Source organism: Methylococcus sp. ANG, from assembly GCF_040730495.1.
Lineage (GTDB): Bacteria > Pseudomonadota > Gammaproteobacteria > Methylococcales > Methylococcaceae > Methylococcus.
Genome location: NZ_CP160399.1, coordinates 3,552,046 through 3,574,722 on the forward strand (window position 1 = coordinate 3,552,046; position 22,677 = coordinate 3,574,722).

The 22,677-nt window shown below is 57.5% G+C and carries 25 protein-coding genes and 1 pseudogene; 19 read left to right on the forward strand and 7 right to left on the reverse strand.

Annotation, left to right across the window (positions count from 1 at the left end; all coding sequences use genetic code 11):
* Positions 1-356: 356 nt before the first annotated feature.
* Positions 357-1,313 carry an MBL fold metallo-hydrolase gene (locus tag ABZN20_RS17295; protein ID WP_367026073.1) on the reverse strand — a complete coding sequence of 319 codons (957 nt, stop codon included), beginning with the start codon at positions 1,311-1,313 and terminating at the stop codon, positions 357-359.
* A complete protein-coding gene (locus ABZN20_RS17300; protein ID WP_367026074.1) occupies positions 1,310-2,515 on the reverse strand; it encodes a glycosyltransferase in 1,206 nt (401 codons plus the stop codon). The genes ABZN20_RS17295 and ABZN20_RS17300 overlap by 4 nt, the downstream gene beginning before the upstream one ends.
* 311 nt (positions 2,516-2,826) lie before the next feature.
* On the opposite strand from ABZN20_RS17300, the gene ABZN20_RS17305 reads away from it, so the two are divergent.
* From ABZN20_RS17305 to ABZN20_RS17370, 14 genes are all read left to right on the forward strand, one after another.
* Positions 2,827-3,087: a thioredoxin family protein gene (locus tag ABZN20_RS17305; protein ID WP_367026075.1), complete on the forward strand. Its 261-nt coding sequence runs from the start codon at positions 2,827-2,829 to the stop codon at positions 3,085-3,087.
* Complete coding sequence (locus ABZN20_RS17310; protein WP_367026076.1) at positions 3,084-3,497, forward strand: cytochrome c biogenesis CcdA family protein; 414 nt, start codon at positions 3,084-3,086, stop codon at positions 3,495-3,497. Before ABZN20_RS17305 ends, ABZN20_RS17310 begins: the two co-directional genes overlap by 4 nt.
* A 201-nt stretch (positions 3,498-3,698) precedes the next feature.
* Positions 3,699-3,851 (forward strand): hypothetical protein, encoded by a 153-nt coding sequence (locus tag ABZN20_RS17315; protein ID WP_367026077.1) that lies wholly within the window; start codon positions 3,699-3,701, stop codon positions 3,849-3,851.
* 60 nt (positions 3,852-3,911) lie between these two features.
* Positions 3,912-4,382, forward strand: a complete 471-nt coding sequence (locus ABZN20_RS17320) for a DUF6969 family protein (protein ID WP_367026078.1) — start codon at positions 3,912-3,914, stop codon at positions 4,380-4,382.
* A 293-nt stretch (positions 4,383-4,675) separates the two neighbouring features.
* Positions 4,676-4,972 carry a DoxX family protein gene (locus ABZN20_RS17325; RefSeq protein ID WP_367026079.1) on the forward strand — a complete coding sequence of 99 codons (297 nt, stop codon included), beginning with the start codon at positions 4,676-4,678 and terminating at the stop codon, positions 4,970-4,972.
* A 91-nt stretch (positions 4,973-5,063) separates the two neighbouring features.
* Positions 5,064-5,321 carry a FitA-like ribbon-helix-helix domain-containing protein gene (locus tag ABZN20_RS17330; RefSeq protein WP_367026080.1) on the forward strand — a complete coding sequence of 86 codons (258 nt, stop codon included), beginning with the start codon at positions 5,064-5,066 and terminating at the stop codon, positions 5,319-5,321.
* Entirely contained in the window at positions 5,318-5,749 is a 432-nt protein-coding gene (locus tag ABZN20_RS17335; protein WP_367026081.1) for a type II toxin-antitoxin system VapC family toxin, read from the forward strand. Before ABZN20_RS17330 ends, ABZN20_RS17335 begins: the two co-directional genes overlap by 4 nt.
* A 487-nt stretch (positions 5,750-6,236) precedes the next feature.
* Positions 6,237-8,501 (forward strand): TonB-dependent receptor, encoded by a 2,265-nt coding sequence (locus ABZN20_RS17340; protein ID WP_367026082.1) that lies wholly within the window; start codon positions 6,237-6,239, stop codon positions 8,499-8,501.
* Positions 8,502-8,524: 23 nt separating this feature from the next.
* Positions 8,525-9,268 (forward strand): energy transducer TonB, encoded by a 744-nt coding sequence (locus tag ABZN20_RS17345; protein ID WP_367026083.1) that lies wholly within the window; start codon positions 8,525-8,527, stop codon positions 9,266-9,268.
* 17 nt (positions 9,269-9,285) lie between these two features.
* Positions 9,286-9,966: a MotA/TolQ/ExbB proton channel family protein gene (locus tag ABZN20_RS17350; protein WP_218805687.1), complete on the forward strand. Its 681-nt coding sequence runs from the start codon at positions 9,286-9,288 to the stop codon at positions 9,964-9,966.
* Between the two features lie 12 nt (positions 9,967-9,978).
* Complete coding sequence (locus tag ABZN20_RS17355) at positions 9,979-10,389, forward strand: ExbD/TolR family protein (protein ID WP_218805688.1); 411 nt, start codon at positions 9,979-9,981, stop codon at positions 10,387-10,389.
* Positions 10,390-10,761: 372 nt separating this feature from the next.
* A complete protein-coding gene (locus tag ABZN20_RS17360; RefSeq protein ID WP_367025449.1) occupies positions 10,762-11,871 on the forward strand; it encodes an IS5 family transposase in 1,110 nt (369 codons plus the stop codon).
* A gap of 361 nt (positions 11,872-12,232) precedes the next feature.
* Entirely contained in the window at positions 12,233-12,799 is a 567-nt protein-coding gene (locus ABZN20_RS17365; RefSeq protein ID WP_367026084.1) for a hypothetical protein, read from the forward strand.
* A 909-nt stretch (positions 12,800-13,708) separates the two neighbouring features.
* Positions 13,709-15,073 (forward strand): IS1380 family transposase, encoded by a 1,365-nt coding sequence (locus ABZN20_RS17370; RefSeq protein ID WP_367026085.1) that lies wholly within the window; start codon positions 13,709-13,711, stop codon positions 15,071-15,073.
* 92 nt (positions 15,074-15,165) lie between these two features.
* Here the strand turns inward: ABZN20_RS17370 and ABZN20_RS17375 are convergent.
* Both ABZN20_RS17375 and ABZN20_RS17380 read right to left on the reverse strand, forming a co-directional pair.
* Positions 15,166-15,300, reverse strand: a pseudogene (locus tag ABZN20_RS17375) (transposase); the annotation flags it as partial.
* Positions 15,301-15,559: 259 nt separating this feature from the next.
* Complete coding sequence (locus ABZN20_RS17380) at positions 15,560-16,492, reverse strand: class I SAM-dependent methyltransferase (protein ID WP_218805692.1); 933 nt, start codon at positions 16,490-16,492, stop codon at positions 15,560-15,562.
* 89 nt (positions 16,493-16,581) lie between these two features.
* Here ABZN20_RS17380 and ABZN20_RS17385 point away from each other — a divergent pair, with 89 nt between their 5' ends.
* Positions 16,582-17,097 carry a helix-turn-helix domain-containing protein gene (locus ABZN20_RS17385; protein WP_367026086.1) on the forward strand — a complete coding sequence of 172 codons (516 nt, stop codon included), beginning with the start codon at positions 16,582-16,584 and terminating at the stop codon, positions 17,095-17,097.
* A 26-nt stretch (positions 17,098-17,123) separates the two neighbouring features.
* Positions 17,124-17,567 carry a transposase family protein gene (locus ABZN20_RS17390; RefSeq protein ID WP_367026087.1) on the forward strand — a complete coding sequence of 148 codons (444 nt, stop codon included), beginning with the start codon at positions 17,124-17,126 and terminating at the stop codon, positions 17,565-17,567.
* A 188-nt stretch (positions 17,568-17,755) separates the two neighbouring features.
* Here ABZN20_RS17390 and ABZN20_RS17395 read toward each other — a convergent pair whose 3' ends face one another.
* From ABZN20_RS17395 to ABZN20_RS17405, 3 genes are all read right to left on the reverse strand, one after another.
* Positions 17,756-19,831 carry an acyltransferase family protein gene (locus ABZN20_RS17395; RefSeq protein WP_218805694.1) on the reverse strand — a complete coding sequence of 692 codons (2,076 nt, stop codon included), beginning with the start codon at positions 19,829-19,831 and terminating at the stop codon, positions 17,756-17,758.
* A 234-nt stretch (positions 19,832-20,065) separates the two neighbouring features.
* The gene (locus ABZN20_RS17400) at positions 20,066-20,458 is read right to left on the reverse strand and encodes a transposase family protein (RefSeq protein ID WP_367026088.1); all 393 of its coding nucleotides are present in this window, start codon (positions 20,456-20,458) and stop codon (positions 20,066-20,068) included.
* 26 nt (positions 20,459-20,484) lie between these two features.
* Positions 20,485-21,000 carry a helix-turn-helix domain-containing protein gene (locus ABZN20_RS17405; RefSeq protein ID WP_367026089.1) on the reverse strand — a complete coding sequence of 172 codons (516 nt, stop codon included), beginning with the start codon at positions 20,998-21,000 and terminating at the stop codon, positions 20,485-20,487.
* 516 nt (positions 21,001-21,516) lie between these two features.
* Between ABZN20_RS17405 and ABZN20_RS17410 the strand changes: the two genes are divergently transcribed.
* The 3 genes from ABZN20_RS17410 (at position 21,517) to ABZN20_RS17420 (ending at position 22,635) form a co-directional block, all read left to right on the forward strand.
* Entirely contained in the window at positions 21,517-21,774 is a 258-nt protein-coding gene (locus ABZN20_RS17410; protein ID WP_218805695.1) for a transposase, read from the forward strand.
* On the forward strand, positions 21,749-21,916 hold the full coding sequence (locus ABZN20_RS17415) for a hypothetical protein (RefSeq protein WP_218809170.1): 168 nt from the start codon (positions 21,749-21,751) through the stop codon (positions 21,914-21,916). The genes ABZN20_RS17410 and ABZN20_RS17415 overlap by 26 nt, the downstream gene beginning before the upstream one ends.
* Before the next feature lie 308 nt (positions 21,917-22,224).
* Positions 22,225-22,635, forward strand: coding sequence for an ExbD/TolR family protein (locus ABZN20_RS17420; protein ID WP_367026090.1), 411 nt, complete (start codon positions 22,225-22,227; stop codon positions 22,633-22,635).
* Positions 22,636-22,677: the final 42 nt, after the last annotated feature.

Genomic DNA, 22,677 nt, shown 5'->3' on the forward strand with positions numbered 1-22,677 from the left:
CGCGAGGCGTTCGCACGGGCTAATTCACTCATTCGGGAAATCAAGGCGGGGCTGCCGCCAGCGGCGCGGGCCCGCTTATCCCGTTTATGCACGCGTGGCTCCCGTTCCGAGGACACGCCCCCCACCATCGTGGGTTTACTTACTCTTAGTCGTCGGCCGAAGGACATCCTTACACCTTGCCGGCGCCATTCGGCCCTGCCCGCTACAAAGTGCGACCCTGAGATATTCCGGGCGATAAGACCCGGCGGCCGGGTGGCCATTTCGGACATCGTCAGCAATGAACCGGTCCCCGCCGAATCGAAGGCCGATCCAGTTCTTTGGAGTGGTTGCCCGGTCAAACGACGTGGGCCGAACAGTCATCGCATCGATTCATCGCTCGCCAGTGGAATCCGAGCGCACTGCAGGTCCTCGGCGAACCGCACCGGGCCCTGGTAGTGCTGTCGGATCGCCGTCAGACTTTCATCCTCCCGCCCCAGCGTGCGGCCCATGCGATGGCTGAGCAGCAGCATCTTGACCCCCGCTTCGCCGGCCATCCGGCCGATCTCCCGCGGCGTCGCGTGCAGTCGGCGCGCGACCGGATCGGCATCGTCCGGGACCGCGTGATCCATCACCAACACGTCGGCACCTCGGGCCAGACGTGCGAATGCCGGGTTGTCGCCGTTTAGATCACCGCTGAAGACGATCCGCTTGCCTTCGCTGATGATGCGGTAGGCGAGTGCCGGCAGTGGCCCGTGCCGAACGCCGACGGCGTCGACGCGAAAGGCCGCATGCTCGAAGACGGTGCGCGGCGTCCCGCTGCGGGACGGAACGGGGTGGACATCCAGCCGGAACAAGCCACCACTGCCGTCCAGGAAGCCCGACAGATAACGGAAAGCGCCCTTCGCCGGATCGAACAGGATACGGACGAACTCGTCCATGGCGGGCATCACCTCGTTGCCGTCGGGACCCGCCAGTGGCAACGGGCGGTTGCGGCCGGAGAAGAACCCGGTCTTCAGAATCGCCGGCAAGTCGGCCACGTGGTCGACATGGAGGTGCGTGATCGCGATCAGCTCGAGATCCTCGATCCGCGCGCCGGCTTCGCCGAAGCGCACGAACACGCCGCCGCCCGCGTCCACCAGCACGCGCGAGCGGCCGCCCTGCCACAGCAGGTAGCCCGAGGACGCGCGGCCCGGCTCGGCGGCCGGACCGCCGGAACCGAGGATCTGCACGGCCAGCGCGGCGCCTGCGCAGCCCGCGCTCGCCCTAGCCGCCCCCGGCACGCCGAGTGTGGCCAAGGCAGAACACAGTAGTAACCAGCGCGCGGCGGCCATCATCGACCTCCGCGGGGTACGAGTGTCGCCGGGGTGCAATCCAGACGGCCACATGGGTCGAGCCGATAGCGCCGTCCGCGCCAATCGATCTCGGTGCGGGTGAGTGCCCGGGCGTAAATCAACGGCGCCGTCAGCCAAAGCGCGAATCCGACCCACCGCAGCGACCACGGCAAAGGCGCGCCGCCCAGGCGCACATGCAGGTCGTGGATCATCCAACCGACCGCGATCGGCACGCTGCCGGACAGAACCGCCACCAGCGGCAGGCTGCGGCCCGCTGCCACCAGCGCGATCGCCAGGCCAGCCCAGAACGCGCCCCCGACCAGCCAGTGATGCAGCTTGAACGCCAATACCGGCAGACCCGAGCGGGAGAAAGCGAGCCAGCGCACGAGGATCGGTAAGAATTCATGCAGCGACGCGCCTTGCTGGATGATCGCGACCGGATGCGACGACATCACGTTGCGGTAGCCGTACTCGTTCAGACGGTGGCCGAGGAACATGTCGTCGACCAGCTGCCCGTCGGCAGTCTCCAAGCCGCCGATGGCTGCGATCGCCTCGCGTTTGAAGGCCATGAATTCCCCCATGATGAACGGGAGCTCGCCACCCCGGTCTGCCGCGGCGGCGATCGCGGCCGGCTCGTACAAGCCGTTGATCATCAGAGCGTAACCGGCATCACCGACGGTCAGCGGCGGTGCCGTGGCAACCACCGGCGCAAAGGCCGCGCCGGCGCAGGCCGTCCCCAGTAAAGTGTCCACCAGCGTACGCAGCGCGTCACGGTCCTGTCGCACATCGGAATCCACGAATGCGACCAACTCGCCCCGCGCTTTGCGCAAGCCGGCGATCATCGCATTGAGCTTGCCGGTACGATTCCCGGCGGGGCGGCCGCAGAACAGCACTCGAGTGTCGTCCGCATGGCCGCGCTCGGCAAGGGCTTTTTCCACCACCGGCCAGGCCGGCTCCCGCTCGTCGTCGAACACGAACAGCGTTTCGACCGGACCGGGATAGCCGTGGTCCAGCGCGGCGCGGACGTTCGCTTCGAGACCGGTATCGAGGGCCTTGATCGGGCGAATTACAGTGATGGAGGGATGGTTCCTGGGTTTTGGTCGCAACGGGAGCCCGCGCAATGCGCGTCGCTGCCAGCAGTAGGTGTGTCCGACCCACAGCAGTAGCACGGCGGCCAACAGGGTGAGTGCAAGTGTCGTGTTCATGATGCTACTCCTCGTGCCGTCAGCGCGGCTGACGGTGTTATTCGTTTGCCCCGGCTCGGTGCCGCTTCTGTTCCGTGAGTGTTGGTCGCGGGAGTGGTTTTCGGCCGGGGCCCTCGGGTGGCCCTCATCCCGACGAAGCCGCCGGGATTGACGACCCTTAGTCGCTCAATCGCCTCGATCACTTGCAAGTCCGTGGATGCGGTCGGCCCAGCGACCCAGATGTAAGGACTGGCTGCATTCGGCGACAAACAAATCGTTGTAGCCACATTCGCGGCTTCCGTTCGACTCCATTACCCCACAAGGAACCTCCCATGTCTCTTTTGATCCGTAACTTTTTACTGTCCCTGCTTCTCGCCGTCCCGCTCGGGGCCGGCGCCGAGCCGTGCACGCAAACGGCTTTCGAACGACTCCAAAAGGAAGGTACGCCGATCCTGGTGTCGATCCATGCCGACTGGTGCCCGACCTGCCGGGCGCAGGCGCCGATCGTCCAGAGCCTGCTGGAACAGAATCCCTACCGCCGCATTCAACTGCTGCGGGTGGACTTCGATGAGCGGCTGCGACCTCGGGTTTGAGCGGCGCCGGGCAACCACTGCTCGAACGTATCTCCGGCGACAGTCTGACCGGTCAGTTCCTGCTCGGCCTGCTGTTGGGCGTGGTGTGGAGCCCCTGCGTCGGCCCGACCTTGGGTGCCACCATCACCTTGGCCAGTCAGGGCGAAAGCCTGGGTCATGCCGCTGCGGTCATGGCGCTGTTCGGCATCGGCGCCGGACTCCCGCTGATCGCGCTGGGGACCCTGTCCCATCGGGCCATGCTGCGCTTCAAGAGCAAGCTGTCGGCCACCGGCAAGACCGGCAAAACCCTGCTCGGCGCGTTGCTCCTGATCCTGGGGCTGCTGATCGTCACCGGCTACGACAAGGCGCTTGAAGCCTGGGTACTGACCCAGGCCCCCGAATGGCTGACGCGGCTGACCATCTCCATCTGAGCGGATGGGTGGGAAAGCGGATCGGTCCCCGGAGCGCCGGGCAGGATTATCCGGCGTTTTCGATATCCGCTCGGAGGCGTGGAGAGACCGGCGGTAAGGAATGGCTTCTTGCACCGACCAATCGACGGATAACGCTTTTCCGACCCTTCGGTGAGGCGTCCGCCATCAACCTTAAACTTTTCTTCCACGGAGGATTCGACCATGAACCCGAAAAAATCCCTGCTCTCCGCCGGTCTGCTCACCCTGACCCTGGGAACCGGCGGCTGCGCCATGATGTGCAGTCCCTGCGCACCGAAAACCCGGTCGACGCAAAAGAACCCTTGTGCGGCAAAAAACCCCTGCGCCGCGAAATAAGCCGGACCGAAGCGGCCGGCGGCACGTTGGCCGCCGGCCATCTCGATGACTCTCCGGACCATGGCAAACACACCGAATTCACTCGCAGTCGACACGCCGGATGCCTTGCCCCGCTTCGATCCGGCGGGCCTGGACCCGGCCCGCCTCGAAACCATGGCCGAGGCCGGCGCGCGCATCCTGGAATGCTACCGCGTGCTGCGCAAGGGCGGGCTCAACATCGTCGGCGAGGTGCTGCGCGATCAGGGCACGTTCTACGAACTCGATCACTATCCGAAAGACGACGTGTTCGACGACGAGAGCCGTTGCCAGTATTACTACCACGCCCATCGCCCCGATTCGGGCGAGCACGGACATTTCCATACCTTCATGCGGTGGTGGCTCGCAGGCAGAAGGATCATCCCGGAGCGGCCGTGTACGAGGACCGTGCCCTGGACGTCACGGGCTATCTGCCGATCGATGTCGAGGCACGCATCCGGGAAATCATGGCGGCCTTGGGCGATTGAACCGTCTCCTGTAAGGAGCCGGACCTAAGCCGCGACTAATCCGTGAAGGTGCCAAGCCAAACGCGCCATGCGCCCGGTTCGGGCACCGCAAGAATCCGGTGTAAACCGGCCCTGCGCGGGGTCACGCCCCGTCGCTTCCCTTGGAAACCTGAAAAGTTAGGAGTAGCAAAATGACGAACAAATCTCACACCCAACACGCCATTTCCACCATTGCCCTCGCCACGGCGCTCGGCGCGGCCTTGTCGATGACCAGCGGCCCCCTGGCCGCGGCCGTCGGAATCGGCCGTCAACCTGTTCCGCGACGAATACCGGTTGCCGTTCATGAGCCCGGAATTCGCCGCCCCGCTCGCCGCGTTCGCCGAATACCTGTTCCCGGTACTGCTCCTGCTGGGCCTTGCGACCCGCTTTTCCGCCGCGGCTTTGCTGTTCATGACCCTGGTCATCCAGGTGTTCGTCTATCCCGACGCCTATCCCACCCACGGCGTGTGGGCGACCGTGCTGCTGTACCTGATGGCGCGCGGCGGCGGGGTCCTCTCGGTCGACCACTGGATGGCACGCGGCGGGTCGGGTATGCGGACGCGGAATCGGCAAGCCACCTTGAGTTTGGAGCGGCATTGAACCAAGCGAATACACCATTGCGGGCCGTTTGACACTCCCGTTCCCAGAGCCTTACGATTTCGATGCTTGCATTGAATACAAGGCATTCGACATGGCCACGCTCACCATCCGCAATCTCGATGAAGCCATCAAGGCCGGCTTACGTCTCCGCGCCGCCAGCCACGGCCACTCGATGGAAGAAGAAGTGCGGCAAATCCTCAGGCAAGCGGTGCAGGCGTCCGCGGCCGAGACCGGCCTGGGCACCCGCATTCACAGGCGCTTTGCCGCCATCGGCGGAGCGGAGCTTACCCTCCCCGATCGGACAGCGGCCCGTCAGCCGCCGGACTTTTCGGGCGTGGACGATCCATGATCTTGGTGGACACCAATGTCGTATCGGAGTTGATGAAAGCGAAGCCGGATGCAATCGTCCTCGGCTGGCTGGATGGGCAATCCCGGAGCGATCTGTTCACCAGTGCCATCACCCAGGCCGAAATCGAACTGGGCATCGCCCTGTTACCCGACGGCAAGCGTCGCGCTGCCCTCGCATCGGCGGCAGATGCCATGTTCGCGGAAGACTTTGCCGGCGCCGTCTTGCCTTTTGATGCGGGCGCGGCCAGGCATTACGCGATGCTGGTAGCGCATCGCACCCGCGTTGGCCGGCCGATCACGGTCGAGGATGCACAAATCGCCGCGATCGCTTTGCGTCACGGCTTGACCCTGGCGACCCGCAATCTCCGGGACTTCCAGGAAATCGCGGAGCTTGCGCTGATCGATCCCTGGCAACCCGACATGCCGTAGCCGGCTCCATCTCTGGGACAAAGAACGCCGGGAGCGGTTTTGGTCGAGCGAAGCTCGCCCGAAGGGCCGGATGAGGGAGAGGCCGCTTGGTTCCAGGGTACGATCCGCGAGCCATGGGACCGGGCGGTCTCTCCCCGCCTATCCCTCCCCGGCGAAACCGTAGCAAATACAGGGTGTTCTGTATTTCGAAAACGGGGTGGGTTAAATCACACAGTTTTGTGCGCGATATGGCGCACTTTTGCGGGGCCAGAGCCGAGACGAGCCATCGCCCGCCGCTCCGGCCCGCCCGGACGGCAAGGGGTGGAAACTGGCGGTGGGAACGCAAACCGCTGATTTGCATCCGTCCTCGCCGTCCCGAAGGTCGGAAGGTTCGGCGGCTTGGCGGCGGCTCGCGAGCGGCCGCGGGTGCCGCGTGGGACCCTGGGGTGTGAGTGGCGCGGAACTTGTAAAGCATTGAAGCCGATTCGTCATCAGGTCCAGGAAACACATGAATACGCATTCAGATTCAGGTTTGCCGGCAGCCGGCGCTCGCCGTTCCCGGCTTCGCCGTGATGCGTGGGTGCTGGCGCCGCTCCTCTTCGCTTTCAGCTCCGCTGCTCTTCGAGTCGGCTTCGCCGAGGCGGCGGAGGACGTCGTGGAACTCGACAAGATCACCGTCTACGGCGAAGAGGACGAGGTTTCTCCGGAAACGACGGATCTTCCCGAGGAGGAGCTGGAGGAAAAGAAGGCGCAGACCACGGACACCGCCAGCATGTTCAAGGACGTGCCGGGGGTGAGCCTGTACACCGGCGGCGGCGTCTCCAGTCTGCCGGCGATCCACGGCATGGCGGACGACCGGGTGAAGGTGCTGGTCAACGGCATGAACATCACCTCCGCCTGCGCCAATCACATGAACCCGCCGCTGTCCTACGTCGCGCCGGCTTCGGTCGGCAAGGCCTCGATCATGGCCGGGGTCACGCCGGTCAGCCAGGGCGGCGACTCCATCGGCGGAACCATTTCGGTCGATCCGGTGGCGCCGGGTTTCGCCAAGGCTGGGCAGATGGCCTATACCGGCAAACTGGGCGGCATGTTCCGCAGCAACAGCGACACCTTCGGCAACAACTTCAGCGGCTCCATCTCCAGCGAAGACTTCGCTTTCGACTACGGCGGTTCCTGGGCCAAGGGCAACAATTACATGGCGGGCAACGGCGGTCCGACGGTATTGCCGACCCGGTACCTGAGCACCAACATGAACCTGCGGGCTTCGACCAGGCTCGACAACGGCTTCTTCTCGGCGGACGTGACCGGCCAGTACATTCCCTACCAAGGCTTCCCGAACCAGCGCATGGACATGGCCGAGAACACCGGCCTGCTCGGCGGCTTCAGCTACGAGAACAGCTTCGACTGGGGCAAGCTGGATGCGCGGGTTTACTACCATTCCACCTGGCATCTGATGGATATGCTGCCGGAACGCGGCGGTTTCATGCCAATGAAGGCCGACGGGTCCGACCTGGGTTACCGGCTGCGGGCGCATCTGCCGGTGGATGACGTCCATACCGTGCGGGTCGGCAGCGAATACTTCCAGCAAGGTCTGCAGGACTGGTGGCCGGGCCAGCCGGTCTTTCAGCCGCAGGATTTCTTGAGCATCAACAACGGCCAGCGCAACCGCCTCGGCACTTTCGCCGAGTGGGAGGCGAACTGGAACAAGGAATGGCTGACCCAGCTCGGCGTGCGCAACGACATGGTGTGGATGAACACTGGCCGGGTCCAGGGCTATGACAACGATCCCATTTACACCATCTGGGCCACGCCCTTCAACGCCGCCAACCGCTCGCGGGTCGATCACAACTTCGACGCCACCGCCACGGCCGCTTTCACGCCGGATGCCAACAGCCGCTACGAACTGGGCCTCTCGCGTAAGCAGCGCTCCCCCAACCTGTACGAGCGGTACGCCTGGTGGGGCACCAACTCGATGATCACCTGGTTCGGCGACGGCAACGGCTACTTGGGGAATCTGAACCTCAATCCCGAGGCGGCCTACACGGCGACTTTCACCGCCAACTGGCACGACGAACAGCAGCAGGTCTGGAGCGTGACTCTGACGCCCTATTACACGCGGGTGAACGACTACATCTACGGCCAACAGATCACGCAGCAGGCCAACGGCTTCCACGGCATGCAGTTCGTCAATCTGAGCCATGCCGACATGTACGGCGGCGACTTCTCGGCCCGCTACGCCTTCCTGCCGGAATCGCCCGCCGGCAGCTTCGCGGCGAAGGTGGTCGCGGCCTACGTGCGCGGCGTGGGCAACGACGGCCAGCGTTCCATGGGCTGCCCCTACGTGGGGACCTCACTGGCGAGCTTGTGCAATAACAATCAGCAATTCTGGCCGGTCAACGGCTTTCTGGCGCCGAATTCGGTCAACCTCTACCACATGATGCCGCTGAACGCGACCGTGTCGCTGGAGCACAGCATCCCCGCCGGTTCGGCCGTGGTGGATAGCGCGATTTCGGTGAACCTGGTGGACAGCAAGACGGCGGTGGCCCAGAGCTATGCGGAACCGACCACGCCGGGCTATGTGCTGCTCAACCTGCGGACCAGCTACCAGCGCGAGCACCTGAGAGTGGACGTGGGCGCCGACAACCTGCTCAACAAACTCTACTACCATCCGCTGGGCGGCGTGGACATCGTCGAAAGCGATAAGGCGAAAGCCGTGGTCAGGCTCCCGGCCATCGGCCGGTCGGTATACATCTCGTTGAACTTGGAGTTCTGAGCGGGCGTCTCGCCGCAGCAGCCATGGCCGCAGTTCCCCTTGCCCAGACCGACTCGAATAGCAGCGGAGCTGACTCCCTGTATCGCCCCGGCGTTGCGATTCTGCTGATCGTGTGCCTGGCGCATCTGGGTGTTTGGTGGAGTTACCGGCAGTTGAAGCTGCTGGAACCGGAAGCGCGGCCGTCGCAGCCCATCGAGGTGTCGCTGGAAATGATCGCCCCGGCGCCGAAGCCGGCGGAGCCCGCCGCCCAGCCCGCGCCGGCGCCGACCGCGCCGCCCAAGCCGGTCACCCCGCCCAAACCCAAGCCCGTCGCCAAGCCGAAGCCCGTGGCCAGGACCCTGCCCAAGCCGCTCCCGGTCCAGCCCGAGCGGACGGTGGGGGACGCCGCGCCGCGGAGCGAGTCTGCCGCGCCGTCTTCCGAAACCTCGTCCGCCGCGCGCGGCGAAGGCGTGGCAAGCGGGAGCGGTACGTCCGTACCCGCATCGACTCCCGCGAATTTCAGCGCGAACTATCTGCACAATCCCGTACCCGACTACCCGGCATTCGCCAGGAAGCAGCGCTGGCAGGGGAAGGTGACGATGAAGGTTCACGTCATGCCCACCGGCCTTCCTGCGGAAGTCGAGCTGCAAAACAGCAGCGGCCACGACATCCTCGACGAGTCCGCGATGGAAACGGTCCGCCGCTGGCGCTTCGTCCCGGCCACCAAGGGCGGCAAGGCGGTGGCCAGTTGGGTCGTGGTGCCGCTCGAATTCTCTCTGACTCGTTGACAGCACTGGCAGGAATCATGGTCACCGATACTTCCACCCTCATCATCAACATCACCCTCTGGGTGCTGATCTCGTTTTCCGTCCTGACCTGGACCGTCATCCTGCTGAAAGGGGGGCAATACTGGCGGCACGCGGTGGGCAACCGCCTGTTCGAGGAGAAATTCTGGAGTGCGGCCACGCTCGACGAGGCGCGGCTGAGGATGGGGGAGGCCGGCATCTGTCCCTTGCACAGGCTGGCGAGCGCGGGTTTCCAGGTGTTCGACAGCGGCAACGGGAACGGCGCCCCCAGTTTGAAGCACCGCGGGGATCTGGTGGCGACCCTGGAGCGGAAACTGAAACGGCAACTGGAGCGCGAGTCCCGCCTGTCGGATCTGGGGCTCACCGTACTCGCGAGCATCGGTTCGACGGCGCCTTTCGTGGGGCTGTTCGGCACCGTCTGGGGCATCATGCATGCCCTGCAGGACATCAGCAAAAGCGGCAAGGCCAGCCTGGACGTGGTGGCCGGCCCGATCGGCGAAGCGCTGATCGCCACCGCCATCGGCATCGCCGTCGCGGTGCCCGCGGTGCTGGCCTACAACTTCCTGATGCGGCAATCGCGCCGCCGACAGCAGGCGCTGGAAATCTTCGCCGAAGACTTCCTGCACCTGGTCGCCGCCGAAACCGCCGGCCGCCCCTTCGGCTACGCTCAGGGCGAGTGAAGGAGAGACGCCATGGCCATGAAAACCGGGGGCGACAACGACGAAGTGATGAGCGAGATCAACGTCACCCCGCTGGTCGACGTCATGCTGGTGCTGGTGATCGTGTTCCTGGTGACGGCGCCGCTGCTGACCCAGAGCATGAACGTCAACCTGCCCAAGACCGGCGCGGTGGCCGCCTCGGACGACAACCAATCGACCCCGATCGGCATCGACGCCCAGGGACGCATCGTGCTGGACAAGAGCGAGATCGCTGACCTGGCGCAGTTGGAAGCCAGGCTCCGGGATCAGGTGCAGCAGAATCCGGAAGGCCTGTACATCGTCCACGCCGACCAGGCGGTGTCCTATGCCGTCGTCGCCAAGGTGCTCGCCACCGCCCACAAGGCCGGGGTCAACCGGCTGTCTCTGGCGACGGTTCAGGAGTAGATGCTGCGGAACATGCTCGCCGGTCAGCATTTCTGGCTCGGGTTTACTAAGTAAGCATAGAGAAAATAATTTCATACAACGAGCCATCTACCTTTGGGAGAGAGTTGGGTGAGGGCAAGTAAACAGTGGAATTCTTTTTTTAACTATCACGTGAACCCGCCGAATGTTCGCGGGTTACCATATAAAGCAATCAGATATCAAAGAATACAGTTCAACCAGAATGATTATCGAACAGCGGCTATGTGCATGATTTCAATTGAGGCTCATGGCGATGAGCGCGGACTCAGATCCATTAAGGGCACCTCTAAAAATTCCCCCTTGCACCGTCCCTTTGAGAAAATACCGGGATAGCCCTGCCACTGAGATTGCCGCATGAACTTCCACCGCCAGCCCGGCCTGTTTGATCTCGACGAGCGTGCCGCCCAACTCACCGCCTTGGGCGATCCTTTGGTCAAGCTCAAGGCGGAAATCGACTTTGAGGATTTTCGGGCCGATCTCAACCGGGTTCACGAGAAGGAGCGCAAGAGTAACGCCGGGGCCAAACCCTTTGACGGGGTGCTGATGTTCAAGGTACTGATCCTGCAACATCTCTACAACCTCTCCGACGACGGACTGGAATATCAGATCCGCGATCGGCTGAGCTTCATGCGTTTCCTGGGGCTGCGGATGGAACACCGGGTGCCGGATGCCAAGACCGTGTGGCTGTTCCGCGAACGGCTGAAAGCCTTGGGTCTGGTCGAGGTGCTGTTTGGCCGTTTTAACGAGCAACTGGCGCGGCGCGGCTATGTGGCCAAAACCGGGCAGATGATCGACGCGACCTTCATCGAAGCGCCGCGCCAGCGCAACAGCCGGGAAGAGAACGCCCGGATCAAGGCGGGAGAGATTCCCGAGGGCTGGGACGATGACGAGAACGCCCCCATGCGGCGGCAAAAGGACACGGAGGCCCGCTGGACCAAGAAGAACCACGAGACCCATTACGGCTACAAAAACCACATCAACGCCGACGCGGCCACCAAGCTGATCCAGGACTACAGCGTCACGCCCGCCCACGTCCACGACAGCCAGGTTTTCGAAGACCTGCTGGATACGGAAACCACCGATGCCGAAGGCCATAAGCGCCCGGTGTATGCCGACAGCGCCTACCGCTCGGAAAAACACGAAGAGCGTCTGGCCGAAGCGGGGATGGTCAGCCAAATCCACGAAAAAGGCACCCGCGCCGCCCCGCTGACGGAAGAACAAACCGCGTCGAACCGCAACAAATCCAAGGTACGGGCGCGGGTGGAACACATCTTCGGCGCCCAGGCCGCCATGGACGGACACATCGTCCGGACCATCGGCCTGGAGCGAGCACGGGTGAAGGTGGGCCTGCTGAACCTGGCTTACAACATGAAGCGTCTGGTGCAGTTGACGGCGAACGAAGTCAGAAGGCAGGCCCGCCGGGCGGCAAGCCCGGACGGGATCGGTCTGCCCGCTGTGGCCTGAAACGGGGGAAATACCCCCGCAACAGGCCGTTGCGGACCGGATCAACCCCGAATTTTGCCGTCCTGGGCGCGAAAACCTGAATTTTTCCGGTACGAACGAATCGGAGAGCATGGAATTCGGATTTTTAGAGGTTCCCTTAAACCAAATAGAGACGACTTAGGGGTTGGCTAATAAGGCGCGTCTATGGAAAATATTGACATCTGGCGGGGTCATGCTACTGTGGTAACAGTGTTTTGCGGTTCCCATTTGTATTTCGAATGGTCAATATCTATCTAGTTATGTTGTTCTTGCTTGAGAGAAGGCATGAACGGTATTTTGAGGGTTTAGTCTGAAAGCGACAACTTATGATACAGGAGCGCAAATGTTTAAATCATTCCATTGTGTTTCATTATTTTTATGCTTGGTTGTATTCGCTGTAAATTGCAAAGCAATACCTGCAAATTTCGCCGACTCCGGATATACTTATTACAAGTATGTAGACACATCTGGACGTAATAAGCAGACCATATATAGCAAATGCCGCATCTGGCGTAACACAAATAGTCAGACAGATTCATATGGAGAATGCTGGGATTTTGATGCTGGATGCAATCTAAATCCTAGCGCCACCTACATTTACCAGGGTCCGAGTGATCCTGGTTCTCAAATATATGTATGGGCCCAGCGCGGGAATACATTTAAGGCGAATGGATATCCAGGGCGCAAGCTAGCTATTGCATATCCAACCGTAATAATGACTGACTCAACAAATGGAACATATAGTGGTCGCATTGATTCTCAATGGGCTAGCGACAGCGTCACTATTGATCAGCAATTTGGAGGAACATTCAAAGTTATATCAGCTAGCCAATGGGCGTCCGCTTTAAATTCAGCAAAAACGAGTGCGCCAACTGGTGCGTGTACGGCTCTTTTAAACTGGGATTTTTGAAAGGTATCGAGATGCGAAAATACATTGCTCTTATTTTTGGGGGCTTGGTTATCGGGGGGCAAGTTGCGTACGCAAGCGTTGATGCCGGTATGACCTACTGGGCCATAGCGGAAAATGGACCGCCACAAGATCGTGTTTGGGGTGCATGTCACGAGTATAGAAATTCGTCCGGAACAGTTTATAACGGGGTATGCTGGCATTTTGATCAAGAATGTAACATCTGGCCAGCGATGAACAGTCGCACTTGGGACAGTGTGTTGGGGGCATGGAGGTTCTTCGGTGCTGCTACAGCGGGGAATTATATGTCAAAGCCTTCAAGCCCACCACCAATCACGTATCCAGCGCAGAGCACAGTTCTCGTAGAACGAGGCGTGATGTTTTTTCACGAGATCGGTACGTTGTCTGGGAACATGCCGGGCCTAACAGGGCAGTTTTCATTCACTGGAGCGTCGGCAGACGGCGATATTCTTTATGGCGCAGATGCTATATATGACTGGGGAAGTCCGCAAATATTTTGGGGGGCGTCGAGTAATGATGTTGATATAAGGCAAATATCTTTAAGCGAGTTTAATTCTGCCCTTGCTTTGGCTACATCCAATAGCGCGCAAGGTTACGCCATTGGTAACACCTGGGCTCCATATTATATACCACGTCAGTTCCGGGCCTATAATAAATGCGTAGGATTTCCATGGACAAGCTTCTAAAAATAGGTGTGGAGTTTTAGAGTAATCTCATGGTCTGTAAGGTCAGCTGAATCCCTTGGATACATGGTCATAGGGGTTCAGCAGGCTTGCCTTTAGACAAGGCGAGAATAAAGTACCTGAATCCGTGTTCCGCTTGTTCACGATCAATTCCAACCGTATGATTTATTGAGACAATGATGCGTCATTGTTCTTCACCCAACTGATCATGCCCCGATTTGAAGTACGCCAGACCGGCAAGCTCAACCTGACCTCGTATTCCGGCCTGGCGCTGATTGGCCAGTGCTGCCAGGCGGCGCAGGTGGAGGCGGTCATTGACCCGAAGATCCCGGTGTCGCAAGGCATGCGTACCTCGGACATCGTCAAGAGCGTGGTCGGGCTGTTGAGTCTGGGCAAGAGCGACTTCGAAGCCATCGAGCCATTCCGGAATGATCGCTTCTTCAAGGAGTCGCTGGGGCTGACGAAGGTGCCCGGAGCCGTGTGGCTGCGCCAGCGTCTGAATGCCAAGGCGGAAGCCATCCGCGATCTGGCCGATGAGCTTTCCCTGAGGCTGCTGGAGCGAACCGAGGCGCCGATCACGCCGCACAAGGGCTATGTCTGCTGCGACATCGATACCTTCGCCATGGACAATAGTGGCACGAAGAAGGAAGCGGTGTCGCGCACCTATCAGGGCTTCGACGGTTACACGCCGATTGCCGCCTATCTCGGCAACGAAGGCTGGAACACCGGGCTGGAACTGAGGCCAGGGTCCCGCCACTCGGCGTTCGAGACGCACTACTTCTACGAGCGGCTGTTTCCGCGCATCGAACGCCTGGTCAAACCGGATCAGCCCGTGCTGCTGCGCGAGGACAGCGGTTTCGACGGCGCACAGCTTCTGTTCGCCAAGGCCGCGGAGCGAGACCGGCAAGCCGCGCTGGGGCGAAGCCTCGACTTCATCTGCAAGTGGAACCCCCGCAAGCAGGACAAGGCGGCCTGGGTCAAGCGCGCCGAGGAGGCGAAGGCCTGGGTCGAGACTCGCCCCGGTAAGCGCGAGGCCCTCCTGTCGCTGGACATCGAGCGCGCCTGGCACAAGGAGAAGCGCAGCTTCCGGCTGATCGTCAGGGTCGTCGAGCGCACCATCGACAAGAAGGGCCAACACCTGCTGGCCCCGGAGGTCGAACTGGAAGGCTGGTGGACGACGCTCTCCTGTTCCGCCGAGGAAGTGATCGAACTCTACCAGCACCACGGCATGCATGAGCAGTTCCACTCCGAGTTCAAGACCGACCTCGATCTGGAGCGGCTGCCCTCGGGCAAGTTCGACACCAACGACGTGATCCTGCATCTGGCGGCCTTCGCCTACAACTGCCTGCGTCTCTTGGGACAGATCGGCCTGACCGGCGAGATTGCGCCGATCCGTCATCCGGCCAAGCGCCGCCGCATCCGGACCGTGCTGCAGGAGATCATGTACCGGGCGGCGAAGTTCGTCGCCCATGCCCGCCGGCTGATCCTCGATTTCGGCCGTGGCGTGGCGGCAAACGTAGCCGTGTTCGTGATGCTTCAGAATCGGCTGTGGGCGGCGGCGTCCTCGGGATGATGGCAAGCGGATACGGCCCTCGAAGCGCGGATTCCGGTTCCCCGGAAGGAGCCAGCTCGCATACGGAGCGGAAAATGCGCTGACGGAAGGCACGCCTCGGACCGCCAGCGCTCCAGCGTATCAACACTCACTCCAATCTCCCGGGATACCGTTTCCACCGAAGAACTCTCCGGCGGCAGCAATCGCGCCACCGCACGCTCTTTGAATGCTCGTCCGTATAGTGCCATTTTTCACCTCTCAGCCCCCTTAGGTTACAGAGCTATCGAGGCGGCAACTATCTTGACGTGGGGGGCAAGCGGTCCAGCTTGGCCTCACGTCCCTCCGCGGCGAATAGGCTCTCTCTGATCAGGGCGCCTCAGGCAGGTTGTTCAGGGGCGGCATTGTCACATGACCTCGGTTTTTCGAGATGCCCAGTTGTGGATGTTCTATGAGGTCACAATTCAGCCATCCGGTCATAGCTTCTGTTGGTGAAGTGGTTGAAACTATTCATGGTTTACGGGTCCGTATCCAAAACGCTCCGCCGTGCTTTTCGAATACATTAGGAATCTGCTCCCACAGCGACTCCATGCGCTGGCTCAAACGCTTGTCGTAACTAATAAATAATGCAGGAAATTCAATGGTAAACATGGATGTGTTAGCGAGTAACAATGCGGCTAGGAGATATTGTTCCGAATAGCCCTTCCTTACCCATTCCGTTGGATAATCATAAGGTAAAAAGATATCGTGAATTCCGACCAATACACCTGGCTTCAAGCGCGGCAATACCTCTAAGAAGAAAACGGTGACATCGGAGTTAGCGAAGCATCGATGGGTTCCGTCAAAAAAAAGCATATCCCCAGCGTTGAGATTGTCAAATATCACAAGATCGGTTTCTTCGAGCGATGTTCGGATTATTGTGTCACATAATTTGTCGATTTCACTCCTTGGGTGAGGATCGATTGAGATAATTCGGGTAGAGAGCCCATAATCCGAAGCAGCTTGGTGAACAAATTTAGTGGAGGCCCCCGAACCAATTTCTATGTAAGTTTGAGGCTTTTGAAGCGCCATAAAAGCATAAAGAGCCATTCCGTCTAATCCTGGAATCCAGCCGTTTAACCAGCAAGGGCTAATTTCCCGAGCAACTTCCCCTGCTATTGGCATAAACCATTCGTTGGCCTCATGACTTCCTTGAATTGCTTGGGAATATCTAAGCGAGAGTTGGGTTAGGTCATGGGGTGAAAGCTGGACAGATTGAGGGAGTCTGTTTAGTTTAGACAGCGGCTCTGCAAACTTGCTGAAGGAGTGTATAACATCCTCATAGTGTTTACGCTGTCGTTCCAATACCGCTAAGAGCCCTGGATGCGGTTTTTTTCCTAATTCGTATCTAGGGTGAGCACTTAAAGGATAGTCTAGATCGACGTGGAATACTTTTAATGTCATTCTAATTTAAGCGTAGCTAATGGTTGTGTTAATAGAGTTGCTTCCGTTGAACTAAATGGATTTGCTGTCGTATAAAATGATGTCAGCCAATGATTTTTGAAAAGTTCATGGAAGAAACCAGTGAGCGTACCGTCAGAGCCCTGATCGGAATGAGTAAGGCTCAATTCGCCAAGCTTTGCCCTATCTTTGAGGAGGCCCATGCGGAGATTCCGCAAGAACGCGTTCAGCAAGGCGAAATAAAACGGGTACCCAAAGGTGGCCATGTGGGCTATCTCGATCGGATAGATAAGAAGCTGTTCTTCATTTTGCATTACCTCAAGACCTACTGTACCTTCGATGTCCTGGGCTTTCATTTTGGCTTCAGCTCGGGACACGCGCATTGCCATGTGGCGCAACTTCTGCCCGTGTTACGGCGCAGCCTGGCGAAACTTGATCTGCTGCCCGAGCGGGAGCTGACGACCCCGGGAGAGATGATGAAGCTGATTGAAAAACATGGAGATATCATCATTGACGGGGTGGAATGCAGTTGCGTCGGGCCGCAGGATGACGATCAGCAGAAAGCCCACTATAGCGGTAAAAAAAACGCCATACGGTTAAAACCCTAGTCATTTCGACCCTTGCACGGCAAATTTTGTTCGTTGGAAGTATCGTGGCCGGCAGTGTTCATGATTATGCGCTGATGAAGCGATGGTTCGATCCTGCCTTATCATGGTTTGACGGTGCCGATGTCTGGTTGGATTTGGGGTTCTTGGGGGCCGCTTCCGATTATGGGAATAAAGCCAGAATTCACCTGCCTCATAAGAAACCCAGAGCCTCCAAGAACAATCCTCATCCCGCGTTGGCAGATCAACAAAGGCGCGAGAACAAAAAGCAAGCGCGAACTCGCATCTCCGTCGAACACTCCATTGGAGGAATGAAGACCTTTCATTGCTTGATGCATCGCATTAGAAACCGACTCAGTATATTCATAGATAGCTTTTTCGGGCTTGGCGCCGGCCTTTGGAATCTAAAATTTATTTGTAATTATGCGGTTATCATCGGAAACAACTCTAATGATGTCAAGTTATCTTCGTGATGCGCTCAACGAATAACTCGGGGCCATTTGCCCCATCATTTTTCTTGGTAAAAAAAGTTTGTGCAGTCTACATAATAGATTATGTTGCCGGCTATGCTGTGTATCTATTATAACGTATAATGTATTTCATCTGCCTTTGGATGTGGGAAAAGTTAATATTTGTAGTTACATTTTGATCTATGGATAAATTATTCCAGAAAGACATCGTCGAGCCTACTCTTGGTTTCAATTACAAAGCTGGATCGAAGATGATTTTCATCTTTGTAAATTGGGCGCCCAAATTTGTCGAGCCGGAAACACTTATTATTGGGGCATAAATCGCGGATCTGGTCAACAACTCTTGCGCCAGCGCCTAGAGCAATTGACCGCAGCTCATTATTTAGGTTGAGTTGTTCCTGAGAAAGGTTGATTGTATCAGTCTCAATGCGTCTTGTAATATTTAGTCTGTTCCGTAATATATTGCGCGGATTGAAGAATTCACCATTGGGATTATCAAGGAGCAAATAGACAGAATAGTTTTTTGAGAGATCTGCAAGCATTTCCTTGAGCGAGGCGATCGCTAATTTCTTGCCGTCGGAGCCTCTAAATAGGAACCTAGCCCCGCTCTTTTCGTAGTAGAAATTTTGTGGGTCATTGACAAGTTTAAAAGTTTGGGGGTGGTGTACTAGTCCGGATGGCTTGGTTTGATCAATGAAGTAGCAATTCCAGCATCCCCCTATAACGATCTTTCGTATATCGAGCGATTTCTTCAAGAGCTCACGAAATTTGTCCACAAAAGGTCTACAGTGTTGATGTCTCTCGTCATCAAATACAAAAGGCACTAGCGGGCATCCTATGTCTGTCATGAACGCTACGGGCGGCATCTTAGTATTTTGTCCGAGATGCACAACTCTGGGGCCGAATTGCATAACATGGGAGTCACCGACAATTAGTATCTTTGGGGGTTGTGTAGAATTCCCGTAAAGAACGAGCCCATCATTTTCAAATTTGTTCAGGCCTGCCGGCCATTTCCAATCGCTTACTGCCTCCGAAATCGTATTGTGCTGTTCTACAAATAACCTATCTGGTATCCCTTCTGTCAAGTATGTTAGACATCCTGTAAAGCCAACAAGGCTCATCAGCGAAAACAAGACGATTGTTTTTTTCTTGGGTTGTGTTCCGAAGCGTATCGGTCGTTCAATTATCGTGTATGTAGCCCAAGCTAGTGCGATAGAGATCACGGCCGTCGCGATTCGGACAAAATATCCCGGGATAGAGTTCTCTACGATGTACGTAAACGCCAGTAGTGGCCAATGCCACAAATATAGGGGATAACTTATTGTGCCGAACCAAACCGCAACTCGGTTTGACAAAAGAAAGCGATTTAGCCATGTATCCGCCCCTGCTGAAATAACAAATATGGTACCAATAACAGGTATTGTCGCTAAGATGCCAGGGAATTCATTTTGTTTGGTGATATTGAATACACTAATGACGATTAGCGTTACCCCGAGAATAGATTGAAAATTGCGCAATGCTCCTCGTGCTGTATGTTTTTGGGGTAAGTGAAGAGCCTTGTTAAGGTGGCCCTCTAACGCACAGTAGAAGCGCTCGGAAAATGGGTTTTTATAGAATGCAGAGGAAGCAAGGAGAGAACCGCTCGCCAACTCCCAAAATCTAGTTTTGGGGGAGTAAAAGTCTTCTACAGGGCTGCTTTGATATATGGCGATGTTGAATGAAAATGAAATCGTTGTGGTTAAAATGATTATTAACTGAGGATTGATCCTTTTTTTCGATGTCAATACAAGTAAGAGAGGCCATGCGATGTAGAACTGTTCTTCTATTCCAAGGCTCCATAAGTGTAGTAATGGCTTCGTTGTTGTGGAGGTATCAAAATAGCCGCTTTCGCGCCATAGTATGAAGTTTGATATAAATGCCGCAGCACCAGCAATGTGTTTCCCTAGTTGCTTGTATTCGTCTGCTAGCAATATATGCCAACCAATAGCAAATGACGCAGATAATACTACTAGCAATGCAGGGAATATTCGTCGGATGCGGCGACTGTAAAACTCGACAAAACTGAATTTGTCAGTTTGGATAGCGGAGAATATTATGGTGGAAATTAGATATCCAGATATAACGTAGAAAATGTCGACGCCGACAAATCCGCCCGTAACGCGTTCTGGAAAGATATGGAATCCGACAACAGATAGTACTGCGACGGCGCGCAGCCCGTCGATATCGGCGCGATATCTTTGGGGTATTGCATTTTTTAGGAGCAGCATTAGAGTTGTGTACGTTGATTTTCCGTCATGCGGTTCAAACCACCGGCTTTCAGCCGGTCAGCTTTGGGTGGATTTTGATTTGGTCAAAAAACTAAAATTACTCTGGTGGTAGGTAACGATATGTCCACTTCGAGGGCGAGCGCCTTCCTATGGAATTCATCGGTGAGATTTAGAGTTGGAACTACGCGCCAGTTGCTTAGCATATTAGAGTTGTTTCCGATGATAACCGCATGATTACAAAGAAATTTTTAGATTCCAAAGGCCAGCACCAAGCCCGAAAAAGCTATCTATGAATATACTGAGTCGGTTTCTAATGCGATGCATCAAGCAATGAAAGGTCTTCATTCCTCCAATGGAGTGTTCGACGGAGATGCGAGTTCGCGCTTGCTTTTTGTTCTCGCGCCTTTGTTGATCTGCCAACGCGGGATGAGGATTGTTCTTGGAGGCTCTGGGTTTCTTATGAGGCAGGTGAATTCTGGCTTTATTCCCATAATCGGAAGCGGCCCCCAAGAACCCCAAATCCAACCAGACATCGGCACCGTCAAACCATGATAAGGCAGGATCGAACCATCGCTTCATCAGCGCATAATCATGAACACTGCCGGCCACGATATTTCCAACGAACAAAATTTGCCGTGCAAGGGTCGAAATGATTAGGGTTTTAACCGTATGGCGTTTTTTTTACCGCTATAGTGGGCTTTCTGCTGATCGTCATCCTGCGGCCCGACGCAACTGCATTCCACCCCGTCAATGATGATATCTCCATATTTTTCAATCAGCTTCATCATCTCTCCCGGGGTCGTCAGCTCCCGCTCGGGCAGCAGATCAAGTTTCGCCAGGCTGCGCCGTAACACGGGCAGAAGTTGCGCCACATGGCGATGCGCGTGTCCCGAGCTGAAGCCAAAATGAAAGCCCAGGACATCGAAGGTACAGTAGGTCTTGAGGTAATGCAAAATGAAGAACAGCTTCTTATCTATCCGATCGAGATAGCCCACATGACCACCTTTGGGTACCCGTTTTATTTCGCCTTGCTGAACGCGTTCTTGCTGAATCTCCGCATAGGCCTCCTCAAAGATAGGGCAAAGCTTGGCGAATTGAGCCTTACTCATTCCGATCAGGGCTCTGACGGTACGCTCACTGGTTTCTTCCATGAACTTTTCAAAAATCATTGGCTGACATCATTCGATTGTTGTTAATCATTTTATATCACAGCAAATCCATTTAGTTCAACGGAAGCAACTCTATTGCCGTTAACTCCATGATCGAGCCCTGTTGGGGCACGTAGGCGCGATTAGTGTGCCATTTTCGCTGAGGCACCCGATGGCGCACCTTGCGCTTATTCAATCAGAGGTCCGTGGAGGTCCGCTACACCCGTTTGTGGTTCCAGCGTGATGGCCCAGCGGCCAGGCGAGGCCGCAGCACTTCGACAAGCCCGGCCGCGGCCGACGCTGGATACATCTCCGTCTGTAGGAAGTTTTTGATCTCGCGGTCTTCCTCGGAGGTTTTCGTGGCCCGGGCTAGGGACGCCAGTATTGAGGCAATTTGACCATTTTGCAAGCTGTCCTTACTAACTGTCAAATCTCTGGGAGTCAATACGCGATCCCGCGGAAGCCTGCCCCTGACCAAGGCTTCGAACCTGTCTTGAAAAATAAGATGTAGTATAGTCAATACATCTGGACAAAGAGATGAAGCCGTTGAGTTATCCGAGTGATTTGAACGAGCACAAATTGGGGGGGCGGATTGAACGCTATTTCCAGCCCAACGTTCGGCGCAGTAGTGGAAGCAGGCAGTCGCGTAAACGGATCATAGATGTCATTCTGTACTTGGTAAAAACGGGTGTCCAATGGCGGCAACTGCCCCACAATTTCCCCCTTGGAAAACGGTGTGCGACCATGTCAGCCGCCGGAACCAAAGTGTATGGGAGCGCGCGTTGGACGACTTGAATCGGCAGTGGCGGAAAAGAACGGCAGAGGCCTTCGCCCCAGCTACGGCATCATTGACGCGCAAAGCGTCAAAGCCCAATACGACAGCGAAGACCGCGGGATCAATGGCGGCAAAAAAAGTGAATGGGTGCACCTGCCCTGAGTGCAGTCGAAAAGAATGCCACATCGTGGTCGATGTGTTGGGTAATCTATTGCACGTCCAGGTTCATGCCGCCAACCGTCACAATACGGTGGGTGTGTTTGCGAAGTGCTCCGTCGATCCGCGGAAAAGCATCCGAGCCTACAGGCCTTTTCCGGAAATGCCGGGTATCGCGGCACCGCCGTTCTGTTTGTCGACGAGACCGTGGTGTTGACGCTGCATACTTCCGAGAAGATCCATGCTGGCTTCGCGGTCTTGCCCAAGCGCTGAGCCCCTTCGGCTACGCTCAGGGCGAGTGAAGGAGAGACGCCATGGCCATGAAAACCGGGGGCGACAACGACGAAGTGATGAGCGAGATCAACGTCACCCCGCTGGTCGACGTCATGCTGGTGCTGGTGATCGTGTTCCTGGTGACGGCGCCGCTGCTGACCCAGAGCATGAACGTCAACCTGCCCAAGACCGGCGCGGTGGCCGCCTCGGACGACAACCAATCGACCCCGATCGGCATCGACGCCCAGGGACGCATCGTGCTGGACAAGACCGAGATCGCCGACCTGGCGCAGTTGGAAGCCAAGCTCCGGGATCAGGTGCAGCAGAATCCGGAAGGCCTGTACATCGTCCACGCCGACCAGGCGGTGTCCTATGCCGTCGTCGCCAAGGTGCTCGCCACCGCCCACAAGGCCGGGGTCAACCGGCTGTCTCTGGCGACGGTTCAGGAGTAGATGCTGCGGAACAGGCTCGCCGGTCAGCAGGTAGGGTGGATA